General features: G+C 60.7%; 15 protein-coding genes and 1 other RNA gene. 5 read left to right on the forward strand and 11 right to left on the reverse strand.

The features are described from left to right. Positions 1–3: 3 nt before the first annotated feature. The 4 genes from DWV43_RS04460 to DWV43_RS04475 all read left to right on the forward strand — a co-directional run bounded on the left by DWV43_RS04460 (position 4) and on the right by DWV43_RS04475 (position 5,692). Positions 4–2,553: a homocysteine S-methyltransferase family protein gene (locus tag DWV43_RS04460; RefSeq protein WP_199569355.1), complete on the forward strand. Its 2,550-nt coding sequence runs from the start codon at positions 4–6 to the stop codon at positions 2,551–2,553. A 108-nt stretch (positions 2,554–2,661) separates the two neighbouring features. Next, positions 2,662–4,026, forward strand: coding sequence for a PFL family protein (locus DWV43_RS04465; protein WP_117817135.1), 1,365 nt, complete (start codon positions 2,662–2,664; stop codon positions 4,024–4,026). A 377-nt stretch (positions 4,027–4,403) separates the two neighbouring features. Continuing rightward, the gene (locus DWV43_RS04470) at positions 4,404–5,234 is read left to right on the forward strand and encodes a methyltransferase domain-containing protein (RefSeq protein WP_117817151.1); all 831 of its coding nucleotides are present in this window, start codon (positions 4,404–4,406) and stop codon (positions 5,232–5,234) included. A gap of 158 nt (positions 5,235–5,392) precedes the next feature. Next, a complete protein-coding gene (locus tag DWV43_RS04475; RefSeq protein WP_117817136.1) occupies positions 5,393–5,692 on the forward strand; it encodes a YhbY family RNA-binding protein in 300 nt (99 codons plus the stop codon). Between the two features lie 69 nt (positions 5,693–5,761). Here DWV43_RS04475 and DWV43_RS04480 read toward each other — a convergent pair whose 3' ends face one another. From DWV43_RS04480 to ssrA, 8 genes are all read right to left on the reverse strand, one after another. After that, positions 5,762–8,761, reverse strand: a complete 3,000-nt coding sequence (locus DWV43_RS04480; protein WP_117817137.1) for a BTAD domain-containing putative transcriptional regulator — start codon at positions 8,759–8,761, stop codon at positions 5,762–5,764. Between the two features lie 448 nt (positions 8,762–9,209). Beyond that, positions 9,210–9,938: a glucosamine-6-phosphate deaminase gene (gene nagB / locus DWV43_RS04485; RefSeq protein ID WP_117817138.1), complete on the reverse strand. Its 729-nt coding sequence runs from the start codon at positions 9,936–9,938 to the stop codon at positions 9,210–9,212. Positions 9,939–10,210: 272 nt separating this feature from the next. After that, complete coding sequence (locus DWV43_RS04490) at positions 10,211–10,708, reverse strand: PTS glucose transporter subunit IIA (protein ID WP_022094632.1); 498 nt, start codon at positions 10,706–10,708, stop codon at positions 10,211–10,213. Positions 10,709–10,779: 71 nt separating this feature from the next. Next, positions 10,780–12,117, reverse strand: a complete 1,338-nt coding sequence (gene glmM, locus DWV43_RS04495; RefSeq protein ID WP_055251011.1) for a phosphoglucosamine mutase — start codon at positions 12,115–12,117, stop codon at positions 10,780–10,782. A 123-nt stretch (positions 12,118–12,240) separates the two neighbouring features. Continuing rightward, the gene (rpsI, locus tag DWV43_RS04500) at positions 12,241–12,636 is read right to left on the reverse strand and encodes a 30S ribosomal protein S9 (protein WP_022094634.1); all 396 of its coding nucleotides are present in this window, start codon (positions 12,634–12,636) and stop codon (positions 12,241–12,243) included. 2 nt (positions 12,637–12,638) lie between these two features. Further along, entirely contained in the window at positions 12,639–13,082 is a 444-nt protein-coding gene (gene rplM / locus DWV43_RS04505; protein ID WP_022094635.1) for a 50S ribosomal protein L13, read from the reverse strand. A 157-nt stretch (positions 13,083–13,239) separates the two neighbouring features. Next, positions 13,240–14,118 carry a patatin family protein gene (locus tag DWV43_RS04510; RefSeq protein ID WP_117817139.1) on the reverse strand — a complete coding sequence of 293 codons (879 nt, stop codon included), beginning with the start codon at positions 14,116–14,118 and terminating at the stop codon, positions 13,240–13,242. A gap of 553 nt (positions 14,119–14,671) precedes the next feature. Further along, positions 14,672–15,035: a transfer-messenger RNA gene (gene ssrA, locus DWV43_RS04515) on the reverse strand. A gap of 239 nt (positions 15,036–15,274) precedes the next feature. On the opposite strand from ssrA, the gene DWV43_RS04520 reads away from it, so the two are divergent. Further along, positions 15,275–15,709 (forward strand): hypothetical protein, encoded by a 435-nt coding sequence (locus DWV43_RS04520; protein WP_117817140.1) that lies wholly within the window; start codon positions 15,275–15,277, stop codon positions 15,707–15,709. A gap of 58 nt (positions 15,710–15,767) precedes the next feature. On the opposite strand, the gene DWV43_RS04525 is transcribed toward DWV43_RS04520, so the two are convergent. The 3 genes from DWV43_RS04525 to DWV43_RS04535 form a co-directional block, all read right to left on the reverse strand. Beyond that, positions 15,768–16,256 (reverse strand): PIN domain-containing protein, encoded by a 489-nt coding sequence (locus DWV43_RS04525; protein WP_158566212.1) that lies wholly within the window; start codon positions 16,254–16,256, stop codon positions 15,768–15,770. Between the two features lie 74 nt (positions 16,257–16,330). After that, the gene (locus tag DWV43_RS04530; protein ID WP_233539196.1) at positions 16,331–18,346 is read right to left on the reverse strand and encodes a heavy metal translocating P-type ATPase; all 2,016 of its coding nucleotides are present in this window, start codon (positions 18,344–18,346) and stop codon (positions 16,331–16,333) included. 78 nt (positions 18,347–18,424) lie between these two features. Beyond that, entirely contained in the window at positions 18,425–18,670 is a 246-nt protein-coding gene (locus DWV43_RS04535) for a DUF6110 family protein (RefSeq protein ID WP_117817141.1), read from the reverse strand. Positions 18,671–19,299 lie beyond the last annotated feature (629 nt).

The following is a 19,299-nucleotide window of genomic DNA, read 5'->3' on the forward strand; positions in this document are numbered from 1 at the left end:
TCGATGTTTACTCCGCTTATCACTCATGATCTGGACGGTGCCGCGCTGGCGGCACCCGTTGATGCCGCACGCCGTAATGGCGCTGCATACAAGACGCGCACGATCGACGACCTTCGCATTAAGGACGATCGTCTGCGCGCCGCCATCAAGGGCACCGGGCACCTGCTGTTTGACGGCGGCATGGGCACCATGTTGCAGGCCGCTGGCATGAAGGCGGGCGCCCTGCCCGAGCTGCTCAACTTTGAGGAGCCCCAGGTCATTACCGACATTCAGCGACAGTACGTCGAGGCCGGCTGCGACGTGATCACCGCCAACACCTTTGGTGCCAACGCCCACAAGCTCGACGGTACCGCCACCGTGGCAGATGTCTTTGCCGCCGCTGTCGCCTGCGCCCGCGCGGCCGGCGCCCACTACGTCGCCGGCGATATCGGCCCCATCGGCGCGCTGCTTCGCCCCCTGGGCACCCTGAGCTTTGACGAGGCCTACGACCTCTTTGCCGAGGAGGTGCGCGCCGGCGTCGCCGCGGGCGTGGACCTCTTTATTATCGAGACTATGACCGACCTGGCCGAGATCAAGGCGGCAGTCCTCGCCTGCCGCGAGAACTCCGACCTGCCCGTCTTTGCCACCATGACCTTTGAGGAAGACGGTCGCACCTTCCTGGGCACGAGTCCCGAGGTTGCCGCCATCACGCTCGATGCCATCGGCGCCGACGTTTTGGGCATCAACTGCAGCCAGGGACCGGCCGAGCTCCGAGGACTCGCCGCTCGCATGCTCACCGTTACGGACAAGCCCGTTATGGTGCAGGCCAACGCAGGACTGCCCCACGTGGACGACGACGGCAACACCGTCTTTGATATCCAGGCGCCCGAGTACGCCGTGGCCGTCGCCGGTATGATTGAGGACGGCGTAAGCGTCGTGGGCGGCTGCTGCGGCACCACGCCGGCGCACATGGCAGCGCTGCGCACGCTTATCGATAACCACACGCCCAGTCCGCGCCACCGCAAGCCCAGCATGTCGGTCACAAGCGCCCAGACCGTGGTGGACCTCCCCTGCGACGGCCACAAGATCGCCGTCATCGGCGAGCGCATCAACCCCACCGGCAAAAAGCGCCTGCAGCAGGCCCTGCGCGACGGCGACCTGGACTACGTCGTGAGCCAGGGCATCAGCCAGCAAGAACAGGGCGCCGACATCCTGGACGTCAACGTGGGCCTGCCCGAGATCGACGAGGTCAAGGTCATCCAGCAAGCGACCGAGCAGCTCCAAGGCTCCACGCTGTTGCCGTTGCAGATCGACTCCACCGACCCCGCCGCCGTCGAGGCCGCCGTACGTCGCTACGCCGGCAAGCCCATCATCAACTCGGTCAACGGCAAGCAGCAGATCATGGACGAGATCTTCCCGCTGGTCGCCCACTACGGCACCAACGTCGTCGGCCTCACGCTCGACGAAGGTGGCATCCCCGATACCGCCGAGGCTCGCTTCGCCATCGCCGAGCGCATCGTGACCGAGGCCGCCCGCTACGGCATTGGCCCGGACCGCATCCTCATCGACTGCCTGGTCATGACCGCCTCGACCAATCAACGCCAGGCCGAGCAGATTCTGCGCGCCATGTCCCTGTGCAAGGAGCGTCTGGGCGTCAAATGCGCGCTTGGCGTGTCGAATATCAGCTTTGGCCTGCCCGCTCGCCCGCTGCTGGGCTCGGTCTTTTTGGCCGCCGCCTTTGGCGCGGGCCTGGACGCCCCCATCATGAACCCGGGCTCCAAGCGCTTTATGGACACCGTCTACAGCTATCGCGTCTTGAGCGTTGAGGACGAGGGCTCGACCGGATACATCGAGCGCTACGCCGGCTGGACCGATCCGTATAAGATCGCCGCAAACCCGGCAGCGGCTCAGCCCGCATCGAGTGATGCCGCGCCTGCCGCCGGCGCCGACGGCAACGACGACCCGATCCGTCGCATGGTCGTCTCGGGCCGCAAAGGCGAGATCGCTGCCGAGACCGAGCGTCTGCTGGCAGACCACGACGCCATGGACCTTATCAACAACCACTTTATCCCCGCCCTCGACGAGGTGGGCGTCCTCTTTGACCAGGGCAAGTTCTTCTTGCCGCAACTCATGGCCTCGGCCGAGGCCGCGCGCGTGGGCTTCGACACCATCAAGCGCCTGATGCCCGCCGGCGAGATTGCCGACAAGGGTAAGATCTGCGTGGCCACCGTCAAGGGCGACATCCACGATATCGGTAAGAACATCGTCAAGATGCTGCTCGACAACTACGGCTATACCGTCTTTGATCTGGGCCGCGACGTCGATCCGCAGGAAGTGCTCAAGACCGTCAAGGAGCGCGACATTAAGCTCGTCGGCCTCTCGGCGCTTATGACCACCACGGTCGTCGCCATGGAGGAGACCATCAAGCTGCTTCATGCCGAGGTGCCGGGCGTCAAGATCATCGTAGGCGGCGCCGTGCTCACCCCCGAATACGCCAAGCAGATCGGCGCGGACTACTACGCCAAGGATGCCGCCGAAAGCGCGCGCATCGCCGAAGAGGTCTTTGGGCAGTAACACAACGGAAACAACCGAGCACCAAAACGTGCCGCATGCGCCACCTGGCATGTGCGGCACGTTAGAATAGAAAAGACTATGCTCGTTTTGGCAGATAGGAGCGCAAGGATGGCGATCACGCCCGCAGAAATCGCGGAAACCCGCGGCATGGTTGAGGAGCAGAACCTCGACATCAGGACCATCACCATGGGTGTTTCGCTCATGGGTTGCGGTGACGAGAACCTCGACCGCATGTGCACGAAGATCTACGACCACGTGACGCACACGGCTGAGCATCTGGTCGAGACCGCCGAGAACCTCGAGCGCGAGTACGGTATCCCCATCGTCAACAAGCGCGTTTCCGTCACCCCGGTGGCGCAGATCGCCGCGTGTTGCAAGGATGAGGACCTCACCCCCATCGCGCATGCCCTCGACCGCGCGGCCGAGACGCTCGGCATCGATTACCTGGGCGGCTTCTCCGCGCTCGTCCAGAAGGGCATCGGCGATGCCGACCGCCGCGTTATCCAGTCCATCCCCCAGGCGCTCGCCACCACGAGCCGCGTCTGCTCCAGCGTCAACGTCGCCAGCCTGCGCGCCGGTATCAACATGGACGCCGTGCTTATGGCCGCCCAGACCATCATCGACGCCGCTAAGCTCACGGCCGACCAGGACTCCGTCGGCGCTTCCAAGTTTGTCTGCTTTGCCAATATGGTCGAGGACTCACCGTTTATGGCGGGCGCCGTCCACGGCGGTGGCGAGGCCGACGCCGTCATCAACGTAGGCGTCTCGGGCCCCGGCGTTATGGCAGCAGCCCTGGAGAAGCTGCCCGATTCTGCATCGATGATGGAAGTCGCCGAGAAGATTAAGCAGACCGCCTTTAAGATCACCCGTGCCGGTGAGCTCATGAGCCGCGAGGCCGCCCATCGTCTGGGTGTCGAGAAGGGCATTGTCGACCTTTCGCTGGCACCTACGCCTGCCATCGGCGACTCCGTCGCGCGCATCCTCGAGATCATCGGCGTGGGCACCTGCGGTGGCCCCGGCACGACCTGCGCGCTCGCCATGCTCAACGATGCCGTCAAGAAGGGCGGCGTCATGGCCAGTTCCAGCGTGGGCGGTCTTTCGGGCGCTTTCATCCCCGTGTCCGAGGACGCCGGCATGATCGCCGCCGTCGAAGCCGGTGCGCTTTCGCTCGAGAAGCTCGAGGCCATGACCTGCGTGTGCTCCGTTGGCCTGGACATGATCGCCATCCCCGGCGACACCCCGGTCGAGACCATCGCCGGCATCATCGCCGACGAGATGGCCATCGGCGTCATCAACAACAAGACCACGGCCGTCCGCGTGATTCCCGCCATTGGCAAGGGCGTGGGCGACTGCGTCGAGTACGGCGGCCTATTTGGCCGTGCGCCTATCATGCCGGTGAACCCCAACGCCGGCACCGTGCTTGCCCACCGCGGTGGACGCTTCCCGGCGCCGCTGAACTCGCTCAAGAACTAGCTGAGGGGGACTGGCGAGGAGCCCCGCCGCCGGGCGGCAGACATATAAGGTCGCCTGCTCGGACAATCCTGACTCGCACGGAGAGCACATTAAGTGCTCTCCGGCTCGTGCGGAACTCGCGATCGACCTTATATATTTGCCCTCCCCGGGGCTCCCGCACAACGGGACCTCGGTTGGGTTCTATCCCGGTTGCAGTCGCTTCGCTTCTGCTCCACTTTGCTGGTATGACGGTTTGGCGTTGGATCGGTTCTTTCTGATATATGCTGGTTGCGGCTCTTCTTTTGGGAGGAGTCGCTTTTTTGTTGCTAGGAGGTTGGCCCGTGGCTGATGGGGAGAATCGTTCTGAGCTGCTTTCCACAGATTGGAATCTGGAGTGGATGCGTCTGCAAGCTGATCGGCGGCGGGCTGACGATTCTTTTGAGTGGGATAAAAGGGCTCGGCATTTTCGGCCGTTGGAGACTGCCCCTTATGCTCGGGATTTTATAAAGCTGCTGGCGCTTGAGCCCGGCGAGTCGGTACTCGATATGGGGTGCGGGGCTGGGTCGATTGCTATTCCGCTTGCTCAGGCTGGGCATCCTGTGATTGCTGCTGACTTTTCCCCTGCCATGTTGGGCACGCTTGATGCTGGCATTGAGTACTATGGGCTCGAGGATCGCATTACGCCGCTTGAGCTTGCCTGGGACGATGATTGGGATCTGGTTGGGCCGGTTGCCAAGGCTGTTGATGTTGCCTTTGCCAGTCGCTCTGTCACCACGACCAACCTAAAAGGCGCGCTTGCCAAGCTCGACCGTACGGCTCGTCGGCGTTGTGCAGTCACGATGGTCGCCAACTCCAGCCCGCGCTATGATCTGCACTTGATGAACGCTATCGGCGCCTCGGTTACCTGCAGCAATGGCTTTGTGTACGCCTTCAACATCCTCATTCAGATGGGTGCCCTGCCGCAGGTCACGTACTTTGAATCGCCGCGTCGCGATACCTTCGACAGCCTTGAGGCAGGCGTGGCGGACTTTTCCCGCATGCTTGAGCATGGCAACGAGGATAAGGTCGACCGTCTGCGCGACTACATCGCCCAACACATGATCGAGAATCCCCATGCCGGTGAGCCGGGCTCCAAGGGCGTGTCGCAGGGGCGCTATATGCTCGACCATGTCCGTAAGGTTCGCTGGGCGTTTATTGCATGGGAACCGGTCTCTGAATCCCGCTCGTAGCCCGTTCACAGCCTGCGCTGCCCATCACCTCGGCATCCGCATTCTTTTTGAACTGGGCAAACACGCTCCACACCGCGCCGTTCCTGCGCTATCGTGGGACAGCTCACGTAGATTAAGGCCCCGTCGCGGGGCGCCCCATACATAGAAAGCGAGAACCCATGGCACTGACAGGAGCCCAGGTCAAGCAGCTTCGCAGCATGGCCCATCACCTCAACCCCGCCATCATCATCGGCAAGTCCGATGTCAACGAGGGCACCGTCGAGCAGACGGTCGCCTACCTGGAGAGGCACGAGCTCGTTAAGTGCTCCGTGCTCGATGGCTCCAGTCTTTCCGCCCGCGAGGCCGCCGAAGAGCTCGCTGAGCGTTGCCACGCCGAGGTCGTCCAGGTCATCGGCCGCAAGTTCTCGCTGTATCGCGAGTCCTCGCGCAAGGACATCGAGAAGATCAAGCTCGTCTAAGAGCCAATGATCCGGCGAGCCAACACATAGCAAGCTTACGGGTGCCCAAGTACTTCGGGCGCCCGTTTTTTATCGCTCGACCAGCACGCGATTGAGCCGCCCCTCCACCAAGCGCTCGTATAGATGCCGCGTCTCGGGCTCGGGTACGCCATTGACCTGTTCCCTTAGATGGTGCATATGCCCGCTGTATAGCTCGACGATATCGCGCCGCCGCCCCGCCGCACTGTAGACGCGCATGGCGCAGCGCACCATATCCTCACGCGCCGTTTCCTGTCGAAGCCCCGACTCCGCCAGCCAAATCGCCGACTGCAAATCGTTTTCTTCTAGAGCGGCATTTGCTCCCTTAATCATGCAATCGATGTACTTTGACTGCATAATGCGTCGCATACGCAAAAAGTAGGTGGGGTTACAGCCATTGGGAACATACAGCGGTCCGGCATAAAGCTGCTCAATCTTAAGGCACAGCTCAACTAAATGGGGCCCGCGCGCACCCGTGCGATTTCCCAAAACCTCGCGGCTTATCTGGTCAAACAGCCGTACATCGGTCTTGACGTAGTCGCCGTTGAGTCCGATGCATTCATTTTGGATGAGCACACACGACTTGCCATCCGGCGTCGGTCCCAAAGCCGACCGCAAGCGCGATATCGTCGAGTACAGGTTGTTGCGGGCGCTATTGAACTCGGCATGGGGCCACAACTCCATGGCCAGCGTCTCACGATCGACGAGCGCATCCATGCCCAGCGCAAGCCGCTCGGCAAGTGTCGCCGCCTTCTTGCGGCGCCACATTTTGTCCGTGATGGGAAACCCGTCGCGCTCGGCGCGAAACGCACCAAACATGCGAATCTCGATATGGTCGATGGTATCAACGGCTTCAACCTCGCCGGCCTGGAACAGGCGCTCGCCCTCCCCTTCCAGATCATCGCGCAGCGAGTACCGCGACAGCTCGCGCACGGGAAGCTTCTTGCGAATCCTGGTCGCCGGCTCGCCCAGACAATGCATGGCAAGGCGCGCAAAGAGCCGATACGATGGCTCCAGAATCCCCGCACGATTCATGGACATCCAGGCCGCAAGATCGCTGTCTCGGCCCGCACAGGCCAAATGCAGCGCCACCATCCAGGCCTCCGCTCCACCAACCTGCGTCTGGCTTATATCGAGTAGCTCCGCTTCCTCGCGCACCGAAACCATCGAGGTGTTACGCAGATACGCCGCGCGCTCCAACAGCAATGCGTTATCGCGCATGTACGCAATCGACTCCTCGGCAAGTTTGAGCACTTGGACCGCACGGAACTTTGCATTAACCGGCCGTCCCTCTGCCAGCGACTGCCAGCCTTCTAGCAACAGGCCAAACAGCTGAATCTGGTTGTCGCGCATGCGCACGGCAAAACGATCGAGCTCGTTGAATGCCGCGTCGTCGGTTACCGGCAAGCCGGAAAGGAGCCGCCGTGCCGCCAACACCATGCGCACCCAGATAGCCATCGCCTTAAGCCCACGTACGTCGAGCGCCTCCCGCACCACCGTCATCTCGTCGTCGCGCTCGTCGGTTCCCGCAAACGACCCGTCAAAAAGCTCCACCAGCATGCTGTCGGCCCGTATAACAATCCCCGCGATGTCGAGCTCGCAGTCGTAGGCCTTGCTCGTTTTGAGCTGCTGTAGAACGCCGCCGTCATCTCCCCGCTCGGTCAGGCAGCGCTTGACCTCGATATGCGCGGACAACATATCGAGTGCGGTATGGGATGTCTCGATTTCTGGCGCGGTCAGGTTCGTAGGAAGCCCAAGCCCGTTGTCCCCATAGCAAACAGCCGTCAGTGTCTGGGCCACCCTCCATGAAACAGGGTCTATTTCGCAGGCCGCCCGTTCGCCCCCGCGCTCGATGACCGATGCCATATAGCGAGCGAGCTTTGTATTGGACACGCTGACCGCTGCCAGATATACGCCAAGCGCCTCGGCAGGCGTTGGCTCTGGAGCCGGATCCTCGGCATCGATCGTGCCCAGCGCTGCTCGGCAGATATCGGCCCCGTGCCCCGTCAGAGCCAGATCGACCCCATACTGCCCAGCAAGTTCAAGGACCGCATCACGGTCCAAAAAGGCGTCCGCCAGGCCCATCGCCGCATCGCATCGGCCCGCCTTAAGCAAAATCCGGGCCGCCCTCGGAACAAGTTCGGGGCGAACCTCGGCCACCAACTTACGCAAGCGCAAGCGTCCGTTATCCTCCGTGCCCAGACACGTAAAACTCCGCTCGGCGGGGTCCAAGCCAAAGATCGGGTAGTCGCGTACGAAGTAGGACTGGTCGACCATCGATAGCCTCACCCCGCAAGCCTCGAGTTCTGCGATATTGCCCTCGCCCATCAAAATCATGAGACATGCCACGCAAAACAGTGCATTATTGTCGAGCGAAGCCAAGTCGACAAGTGCCGCGCCATATACGTTGACAATCTCGTTTTCGAGCAGACCGGCTACGTCGCCTTGGCCATACAGACCCGTCTGCAATGCCGAAACGAGCTCGGGCACGCCCTGCGTGAGCTGATAAAAGTCGAGCGATGTGCTGATCGAAAACGCCGATGCCCACGCCGAATACTCATAGGCATGCACCTTGAGCATCTGCGCATTGATCTTAACCGAATCGCCCAGCCCATGAATCAGTTGACGATTTGAAGGACGGCAGGAGATAAAGACCCCCACCCCCATAGCGCGCAGGCCGCGAATCCTGTCGATGAGGTCTTCGGTATCGTGCTGATCGAGGTTTGGCACATTATCAATCGCGATAAGGGAGTGCGGTTTGTCTTTGAGTTCTTCGGTAACCACCTCGAGCTGCATAAACACCTCGCGCCCAGTGGCGCGATCGGCCTCGATAATCCGCACGGGGCCTCGCGTCGGGTCGCATTTAACCTCATGGGTGTACTGCAGCAGCACCGAGGTCTTCCCAAACCCGTCGGGCGCATAAAGAACCACGATGCCGGCCTTTCGGCCCTTGGCGAGAAGCTCATTCATCAAGCGTTCGCGTCGCACCATATAGCCACCGCCCAGCGGCATCAGCTCGAGGTCGTCCATTCTGCCCAAATCGTTTACCATGCCCGCTCCTCAACTCGACCGTATGGACACTGTAACCGCAAGACCATACAAGCCGCGCTATGAATAGAGCGACCTTGTGTTCTAGGTTGTCTTTTGGTACGCAAGCGGCAAGTTTTTGTACAGCGAGGGCCGATTGTTATTAATCCCCCGACTAATCGGTCTTTAAGCAGGTAAATGAGCTTGTCAGCTTGTCCCATCTAAGCGGCAGTGTAACGCAAATGAACAAGGTTCAGCTATGTCATTCAACTCGCCTAGCACCCGCTACCGTCTACGACCTTTTAGTGGCATTTTTGCATAGAATCTGGTATGGAATGAATCAAGCTGTTGGGCATCCGGCATTCGTCAAGCTTGCGGCAAGATTTTGGTCAAGCGGGCGGAGAGGGATAACAAAAAGGCCCCCGCAAAGCGGAGGCCTTAGGCAAGGCTATGTCGAGATGCAGGATTCGCGCTACTCGCAGAGCGAAAGGGCGGCCTCGTCGGCAACGACAACGCAGTTGGTGTGCAGCTGCAGGATCGAAGCCGGGCACGCGGGCGTAACCGGACCATAGCACATGTCATACACGGCCTGAGCCTTGGCCTCGCCGTTGGCGACGACTAGGATCATGCGGGCATACATGATGGTCTGGGTACCCATGGTGTAGGCCTGACGGGGAACATCGTCGATGCTGTCGAACAGGCGGCTGTTGGCCTGAATGGTGCTCTCGGTGAGGTCGACGCAGTGCGTGCCCTTGGAGAAGTGGTCATCGGGCTCGTTGAAGCCGATGTGGCCGTTGTTGCCAATGCCGAGCAGCTGCAGATCCGGGTAACCGGCGGCGGCGACGATCTTGTCGTACTCAGAGCAGGCAGCGGCGGCGTCGGGGTTGGAACCGTCGGGCACATGCGTGTTGTTCAGGTCGATGTTGATGTGATCGAAGAAGTTCTCACGCATAAAGTAGTGATAGCTCTGGGGATCGTCGTGCGAAAGGCCGCGATACTCGTCCAGGTTGTAGGTGCTGACCTCGGCAAAGTCGACGTCGCCCTTCTCGTACCAAGCAGCGAGCTGCTTGTAGGCACCGATCGGGGTGGAGCCAGTGGCAAGGCCCAGCACACAGTCGGGCTTGAGGATAACCTGCGCCGAGATAATATTGGCGGCCTTGCGGCTCATATCCTCGTAGTCTTTAGCTTTAATGATCTTCATTACGCGTCCTTTCTCGTACAAGAGAGGCAAGGCTCCCCTTACAAGCACTTGCCCGCGGCCCGCGTCGGCCGCAACCAACGTGTGCGGCCACCAGGGCGAGGTCGCGTAATGTATGTGTCTCGTGTCTAGCCGCGTCGAGGCCCCTGCCCGTCCACGGTGACCCGAAGCCTTTTAGCTTCGGACAAACCCCATCTTGCCACGGAGGGCGTCCTCTTTCAAGTGCGCCCTCCGTAAACGTGTTTGAATTGTAGGCTAATGGCCACGTGCACTTGCTAGCGCTCGCGAGCAACGATGAGCTGGTCCATCTCTTCGACATGCACGCCAACGGAGCCCTTGATGCTCGAGAACTCAACGGAGTTGCACACTAAGATGGGAACCGTCACATCGTAGCCCTCAGCAGCAATTGCCTCGCGATCGAACTCAATGAGCACATCGCCCTTATGGACGATGTCACCCACTTGCGCATGTACGGTAAAGTGCTTGCCCTCAAGCTGAACAGTGTCCAAACCAACGTGGATGAGCACGTCCAAGCCATCGACCGTGTTAAGCGCAACAGCGTGTCCCGTGGGAAAAATGGCCTCGACCTTGGCATCAGCCGGTGCAATCACACGCGTGCCGGTAGGCTGAATCGCCACGCCCTGGCCCAAAAGCCCGGTGGCAAATGTCTGGTCGTTTACCTCGGACAACGGAATGACGTCGCCCGAGATGGGAGCATCCAGCGTAAGGACTCGACCACGCATACCAAAAGACCTTAGGACTTTAGTGAACATGCTCCCCCTCGGACATACCAATCGACCAAAATAGCCTTAACAGTTTACCACTTGGCACTCGTTTTTGACCATTAGGGAAGTTCGCGCTTGACAACCTCGACGATGTCGTCAACAACGCGCTGGGTCAGCTCGTGCGTCTCGGCCTCGGCCATAACGCGGACCAGCGGCTCGGTACCGCTCGGGCGCACCAGAATGCGGCCGCGGCCGTCAAGCTCCTTCTCGGCAGCAGCGACGGCATCCCAGATGGGCTGGCAATCGTCCAGACCAGCCTTGTTGTCGGAATGCACGTTGACGAGTACCTGCGGGTACTTCTTCATGATGCCGGCAAGATCGGTGAGGGTGCGACCGGTGCGCTTAAGCACGGCCAGCAGCTGAAGAGCCGTCACCAGGCCGTCACCGGTGGTGTTGTGCTCCAGGAAGATGATGTGGCCGGACTGTTCGCCGCCGATGACGGCACCGTCCGCAAGCATACGCTCCAAAACGTAGCGGTCGCCCACAGCGGTCTGAACCATCTCGAAGCCCTGCTCCTTCATAGCGATGGAGAAGCCAAGGTTGCACATGACGGTCGAGACGATCTCGGAGTTGGCGAGCTTGCCGCGGGCGGCGAGGTCAGAACCGCAGATAGCCAGGATGTAGTCGCCGTCGATCTCATTGCCCTCGCTGTCCACGAACAGTACGCGGTCGGCGTCGCCGTCGTGGGCCAGACCGATGTCAGCATGGGTGCGCAGCACGAGCTCGCGCAGGGGCTCGAGGTGCGTAGAGCCGCACTCGACATTGATGTCGGTGCCGCAGTAATCGGTGTTGATGGCATGGACCGTGGCACCCAGGCGCTGCAGCGCGGCAGGCGTGGTCTGGCAGGAAGCACCGTGACCGCAGTCGACGGCAACCACCAGGCCATCGAGCCTCAGGCCATCAAGCGTATCGATGGCGTGGTCGACGTATGCCTTGCGAGCGTCCTTCATCTTGATGATGTGGCCCACGCCGGCACCGGTCGGCAGCGTGTCGGCAGCCATGGCTTCCTCGGACATGACCCAGGCGCTGATCTCTTCCTCGACCGCATCGGGAAGCTTCATGCCCTTGCGGCTAAAGAACTTGATGCCGTTGAACTCCGGCGGATTATGCGAAGCAGAGATGACGATGCCGCCGTCGAGCTCATTCTGGACGGTGAGCAGCGCCACGGCAGGCGTGGGGATGACGCCGCAGCAGTGCGGACGACCGCCCTCGGCCATGATGCCGGCGGTCAGAGCGCTCTCGAGCATAGTACCCGAAAGACGCGTGTCGCGGCCGACGCAGATATCCGGACCAAGGAACTTGGTCGCCGCGCGGCCCAGGCGAAACGCGAGGTCGCACGAAAGGTCGGCATTGGCGACGCCACGGACGCCGTCGGTACCGAAGATGTTCTGGGGCATAGGATCGCTCCTTCCCTAGCAGGCGATATGCAACCGCCCACCCTAGTCGAAAAAGAAAAGCGGGACCCGCCGAGGAATCGGCAGGCCCCGCTTGTACATTGTATCTCGAAAGGAGATAAAACCTTAGCGCTTGGAGAACTGGGGAGCGCGGCGGGCCTTCTTGAGGCCGTACTTCTTGCGCTCGACCACGCGAGCATCGCGCGTAAGGAAACCGGCCTTCTTGAGGTCAGCACGGTAGTCGCCAGCGTTCAGAAGAGCGCGGGCGATGCCCAGGCGCAGAGCGCCGGACTGACCGGAGATGCCGCCGCCATCGCACAGAGCGATGACGTCGAACTGACCGGCGGTGTCGGTCACCTTGAAGGGAGCAAGGGCGTTCTCAACGAGCTGATGACGGCCGAAATACTGCTCGGCGTCACGCTTGTTGATGGTCACCTTGCCGGTGCCGGGGACGAGACGGACGCGGGCGACGGCGTTCTTACGACGGCCGGTACCCTGGTAGACAACGGTGTTCTCAGCCATCTTTAAGCCTCCAGCTCAATCTTCGTGGGGTTCTGGGCAGCGTGCGGATGCTCGGCACCAGCGTAGACCTTAAGCTTGGTCATCTGGGCACGGCCGAGGGTGGTCTTGGGCAGCATACCGCGAACGGCGCGCTCGATGACCTTCTCCGGGTGCTTCTCCATAGCCTGGCGGAAGCTCTCAGCCTTGAGGCCGCCGTTGTAGCCGCTGTGGCGATAATAGGTCTTCGTGTCGGCCTTGTTACCGGTAAGCTGGACCTTATCGGCGTTGATGACGACAACGAAGTCGCCGCAGTCGCTGTTGGGCGTGAACTGGGGCTTGTTCTTACCGCGCAGGATCATTGCGATCTGGGTGGCAAGACGGCCCAGGACAGCACCATCGGCGTCGACGAGAACCCAGTTGCGCTGGACCTCGCCCTGCTTGGCGTAGTGAGTCGATTTCGAAATCACTTAGACTCCTCCATGTACAGTACGTGTTGTTACAGAGATTCACGGGGCTCTGCAAGTAACCCGTCCATATTACCCCGCTCGCCGTACGAGTCAACAGGTATTTTGGCTCCGACCAGAGTTTCTGCACATGTCATCCACGAGCCGTGACGTTGCAGCGCTAGCGCTCGACAAATGCCTCGATATCTCCCAGCAAGCGCTTTGCCTCCTGGCGGCCCTGGATATACAGGTCGAGAAGCTTGGCCGGATCATGCTCGACATGGCCGACCTCGACCGGCTTTTGCGGAGCGATGACCAGCGCGCGGCCCTCGCGCTCATACTTCCACAGGTGCATGCGCTGGAGGTTATAGCGGTCGTGGCGCGTCTCGATAGCCTCGAGCAGGTAGGGGTAGTCGGCATAGCGGGCGCGCGCGGCAGGCATAAACTCGTAGGGCTTTTTCTCGTACGAGCGGTCCTGCGTGACAATGACAACCGCGCGCTCGAAGCCGGCCTCCTCCAGCACATGCTCGATAGGAACCGAATCGGCTACGCCGCCGTCGACGTATTTGTGCCCGTCAATCTCGACCGGCGGCGTCACCAGCGGCAACGAGGTCGAGGCACGCACGCAATCGATATCGAGCATGGCGTTTTTGACGGGCAGGTAGGCAGCGGTGCCGAATAACATGTCCGTCGCGACAGCATACATTTCGATGGGGCTCGCGTCGAAGGTCTCGTTATCGAAGGGGTCTAGGCGATCCTGCACGTCGTTGAAAATAAAGTCGTAGCCGACGATGGAACCCGTGGACGCAAACGATGCGGCGCCCATGAAGCGGTTGTCGTTGCAGAAAGCCAGGTTGATGCGGTTGGCACGGCCGATCTGGTGCGACTTGTAGTTCACGCCGTTGAGAGCGCCGGCCGATACGCCATATACCGCCGGAATCTCGACACCGGCCTCCATGAGAACGTCGAGTACGCCTGCGGTAAATTGCCCGCGGAAGCTGCCGCCCTCCAAAACGAGCGCGACCTTGCCGGCGTTCTTTGCCTTATCTTCTGCAGTCATGTTGACCTCCTGCGATTGCGTTTTGGCTTTCTTCTACCCAGTTTTGGAATGGAGGGCGCATAGGTTTTGGAGTTGAGGAGATGGAGCGGAAAGCGCGTCCCAGTTTGAGGCGGGATTCCGGGATGAACTTTCCGCTTGAGCAGGCATCCGGAAAGCATGTCCCGTTCTGGGCGCGAATTCCGGGATGGATTTTCCGCCTGGGCCGCCATTGGGAAAGCGCGTCCCACCCTACGTTGCCGTAGCGTTTGCTTAACGCCCGCGCCCTGCACAGAGTTCGATTCTCCGCGGGTTTGGGGTTCCGTTGATGCGGCGCATGGCCGGCTGAGATTCGATAACATCGCATCCATATTGGGCTGATAGTTTGCGCGGAGAATCCGCGTATTTGCTTCGCAAATCCGCGCCGGCTTCGGCCGGCTGCCGCCGCTCTCGCCCGCGGGCTACAAACGCTTCGCGTTTGCTTAACGCCCGCGCCCTGCATAGAGTTCGATTCTCCGCGGTATCCATATGTAATAAAAAGGCAGGTAGAGACACTTCTCTACCTGCCTGTTACGTATGGTGGAGGCGCGGAGAATCGAACTCCGGTCCACGAAAGCCCCCTGATTGGCATCTCCAAGCTCAGTCGCTGGTTTTGTCTCGGACGCTTTGCGCGCAGCGACACGCTCGCGGCGTCCTAACCGGTTCGGTCTTAGCCTGCGCCATACCGATTACGTGCGCAGGAGCATTCCCCTAAAATGACGTCGCGCCGGTGTCGGGGAAATCACCGGGTTGACGCGCCGCTATAAACTAAGCAGCGAGAGCCATAGGCTCAAAAGAAGAGTTGTTGTCAATTCAATTTGACGGTACCCCTGTTTAACGAGGCGAGGAGACCTCGGCTTGCTTCCTCTCTCAGAGCTATCGTGTCGAAACCAGTCGCCCCCGAATGTCGGGAAAGTCTGGATGGCATTGGGCACGCAAGCACCCAACACCCGTCGACTTTTCAAGGAGCATGCAGGGCGAGCCCCGCTTGTGGAGTGTTATCTTACCACGTTCTGAAAGCGGACAGCTGTTCTATGCACGAGCTGTGAAGACCCCAATGTGCGCCGCACTTCGCACTTTTGCCACCGATCGCGTAACGTATATTTTCGCCAAGCAAAATTGACCCGTCGAAAGGACCGTTATGGATACCAAGCAGCAACTCGTCAATGCCCTCGCAGGCCTGGGCTCAACCATTACCGAAGCTATGGATGTCATCGAAGGCTTTGTCCCCTGCGGACATCCCGCCCTCACGGTTTCGAACGCACTCGTCGCGCTGGACGCTAACGATGATGTGGCTCTCGCCCAGCAGCTTGAGACCGTCGAGGGCTTTATCGACCACGTGAGTGAGAACCGCGGCGTGGCCGCCTACCACGGCATCGAGGTCGAACTCGCGGGTCCCAAAGCCGATCTGCTCGCAGCAATCCGCGAGGTAGGCGCCCTTATGCAGACCGCAGGCGTCAAGAACACCCAGGTCAACGAGTGGGTCTACCGCAGTCTGGCAGCACTCGACAGCTCCGACGAAAAGGCAGCCGAGCAGCTCGCAGAAAGTCCCGCCATTAAGGCCGAGCTTTTGTAAATAGAAGGCGCGGGTCCCTTGGCGCATCGTCGTCCAAGAGGCCCACAAACAGTTCGCGTCAACCGATAGCCGCGCCGCCGCGTTCGGCCAAAGCCAGAATCGGCATCATTTGGCGCGGGGTCTTTGCTGCAAGATCGGCATGTTCGAGCAGCTTGCGATCGTTGGTCACCAAGTAATCGACCTGCGCGCGCTTGCACGCGGCGAGCACCAAGTTGTCCTCGTAATCGCGATAGAGCGCTAAGTATTTGTCGGCCAGCCAAAGGTCCGACGCATCTGCACCCACGGCCGTGGCGTTTTCGGTCATGTTCCGAACAAACGCCAACGCCGCATCGCCAATTGCACGGGCAGATGCCTCGTCGAGCGCTTCCCCACTGGCAAGAACGCTACGCTTCAGCTCGTGTTGGACAACGTACAGCACGTCCTTGGCGATATGCACCGGAAAGAACAGCAATGCCCCCGCCTCCGCCGCCTGCCCAATAAACGCACGCGCGGCAAGCGACTCAGCATGGTCGACGCAAAACGAATCAACCCATACGTTGGCATCCAAACGCAAAAGGCCTGCGCCCGGACGACACCGATGCCGTCTGGGCGCAGGCCAGATAACGTGGGCGAACACGTCTGCTAACGCAGGTACGCCTTTGCGTTGCCCAGGCTGTAGGCGATCGTTGAGCCGTTGTGCAGCAGTGACGACGTCTGCGGAGTGATCATGCCGGTAATACCCAATGCCAACAGCGCCGAGTTGGTGAGCATCACCTTGGAATACGAACTCGTCAGACGGTCGATGAGACCCTGACTCATGCGGCGCAGGCGCACGATTGCGGCGAGATCCGTGTCGGTCAGGATGATGTCGGCGACTTCCTTGGCGATGTCGCTTCCGCCACCCATGGCCAGGCCCACGTCGGCCAAACCGAGCGCCGGCGAATCGTTGACGCCGTCGCCCACCATGGCAACATGGCGCCCCTCGCTCTTAATGCGTTCCACATAGGCGTACTTGTCCTCGGGCAGCAGTTCGGCCTTAAACTCGTCGACACCCGCCTCGCGCGCAATGCGCTCGGCCGTGCGCTCGGAATCGCCCGTGAGCATAACGACATGCTTGACGCCCAGCGCATGCAGGTCGGCGATGGCCTCACGGACCCCAGGCTTGAGCGGATCTTCGATGCCGAGCACGCCGACGACCTTTCCATCGACCGCCAGATACAGCGGCGACAGGCCCTGCATCTGGGACTCAATGCGCTCCTTGATGTCGGATTCGAGCTGTGCGCCCTCGTCCTCAAATACAAAGTGCGCGGAACCGATGATGGCGCGACGTCCTTCAATGGACGAAGCGATGCCGTGCGCCACGATGTACTCGACAGCGGCATGGCGCTCGCGGTGCTCGAGCTCGCGCTCGCATGCCGCATTGACCACGGCGCGCGCCACCGGATGCGGGAAATGCTCCTCCAGGCAAGCGGAAAGGCGCAGGACCTCATCCTCGCTCCAGCCATCGGTGGTGAGTACGCAGGCAAGACGCGGCTGCGCCTCGGTGAGCGTGCCGGTCTTATCAAAGACAATGGTGTCGGCCTTGGCAAACGACTCAAAGTACTTCGCGCCCTTGACCATGACGCCCATCTTGGCAGCATCGCTCATAGCGGTCATGACGGCAACGGAACCCGTGAGCTTGAGTGCGCACGAGTAGTCGACCATCAGTGCCGCCGAGGTCTTGATGAGGCTGCGGGTAGTAAGCGCAACTAGGCCCGCGAGCAGGAAGTTCCACGGGACGATCTTGTTGGCAAGGTCCTCCATATGCGACTGGCCCTCGGACTTGAGCGAGTCGGCCGTCTGCACGAGCGAGACGATTGAGCGCAGTTTGGTTTGCGCCGTATTGGCGCGCACGCGCACCAAGATGCCGCCGTCTTCCACGACGGTACCGGCGAACACGTCGTCGCCCACGCTGCGCTCGACGGCCAGCGGCTCGCCGGTCAGGGTCGCCTGGTTGACCATAGCGCTCCCCTGCTCGACAACACCGTCGATGCAGATGGACATGCCGGTGCGCACGGCGACCAGATCGCCGGGCTCAAGCTCGGTCGCGGCAACGCTTACCTCGGTGTCGCCAACAACCTTTTGCGCCTTGTCGGGCACATCGAGCAGCGAGTTGATGAGCTCGTTTTCACTCATGGCGCGGGTGTAGTCCTCGAGCAGCTCGCCCACGTTGAGCAGGAACATCGTCTGGCCCGCGGTGTCGACATCACGCTTGACGAACGAAATGCCGATGGCCGAAGCGTCGAGCACGGGAACGGTCAGGCGCGGCTGCGCGAGCTCACGGAGGGCGGCGCGCAAAAAGGTCATGTAACCGGCCACGACAAACACCGCACGCAGGGGCGTGGGCAAAAACCAGCGACGTGCGTAGTGGGCGCCGACAAGTGTGGCAAGATCCATGACGAGCTTGTGCTTGCGCGGCTCGAGTTGTATCACGTAGCCCGTCTTTGCGTCGGCAATGGCCTGAGCGTCGAGCGCACCGACGGCGGCCAGCACGGCATCGCGTCGCGGCTCGTCGTACTCCAGCGCCATCTGGCCAATGCGGCCATACACGCGCACCTTGCGCACGCCGTCGATGTCGCCACCAAGCTTAAGAAGCGCATCGAGATCGCTCTCTGGCACAGGACCCGCCAACTGGAGGCGGGTCCTGCCGGGGATCTCGCTGATAATCGAGAATCTCATAGTTTGTGCCTGGAAGCGCTACTCAGCTGCGTTGTCCGCGGCGGCCTCGCTCTGGGTGATGTAAGCAGCCTCGGCAACCATGTCGTCGACCTCGGCCTTGGCCTGCTCGACCATGTCCTGGTAGCCGTTCTTGATGCGCATGCCGCACGCGATACCCTGCACGCAGGCATTCTTGACCGGAGCGCTGGTAAGCAGCTTGATGCCGGCCGTACCAAGCAGAAAACCGCCACCGACAAGCAGGGTGTTAAACGTCGACTTCTTCATGTTGCTTCTCCCTTTTGCCGCATTGGACGCGACACGGTGCCTCAGCACCCGAGTAAACAAGTTTGCTCGAGCACACTTTTGGAAAATAGTTTAGTTTATCTAACTATTAAGTTCAACAAAGGTTAACTTTTTGGAAATCTTAGGGCGCGGACCAACCGACTTCCGACAATCCGCCCGCCGCGACGCACATCTCCGGCATCCAAGCAAGGCTCTCCCCCGACCCAACAAATCAAGGTCTAATACTTTTCCCGAGAAGTGAACGAGCAAAATCGGACCCCCGAAGCATCCGCATTTTTTGGCAACAAAACCGCAGGAATAACTCGGCAAAACCGCAGGAAACAGAGCCTCAAAAGTGTCGATGCTTCAGGAGTCCAAATAAGGTCGTTCACTTCTCGGGAAAAGTATTAACCTTCGTTTTTCACAGCCCAAAATATGTGACAAAGGGACCGTCCCTGCGCCGTATCCACAAAAAATGAGGGTGCCAACGGCGCCCTCATCACCAAATTCCATTCAGCCCGCCTGACCCGAAAGGCCGAGTCGTCAGGGCGGGGAAGGCCATCGGACGGGCAGGGCCCGGGCCTTTGCTCGCAACGAGTTCCGCACGCAAAGGAGGCGCCAGTGGCGCCTCC

This window comes from Collinsella sp. AF05-9 (genome assembly GCF_003465595.1).
Lineage (GTDB): Bacteria > Actinomycetota > Coriobacteriia > Coriobacteriales > Coriobacteriaceae > Collinsella.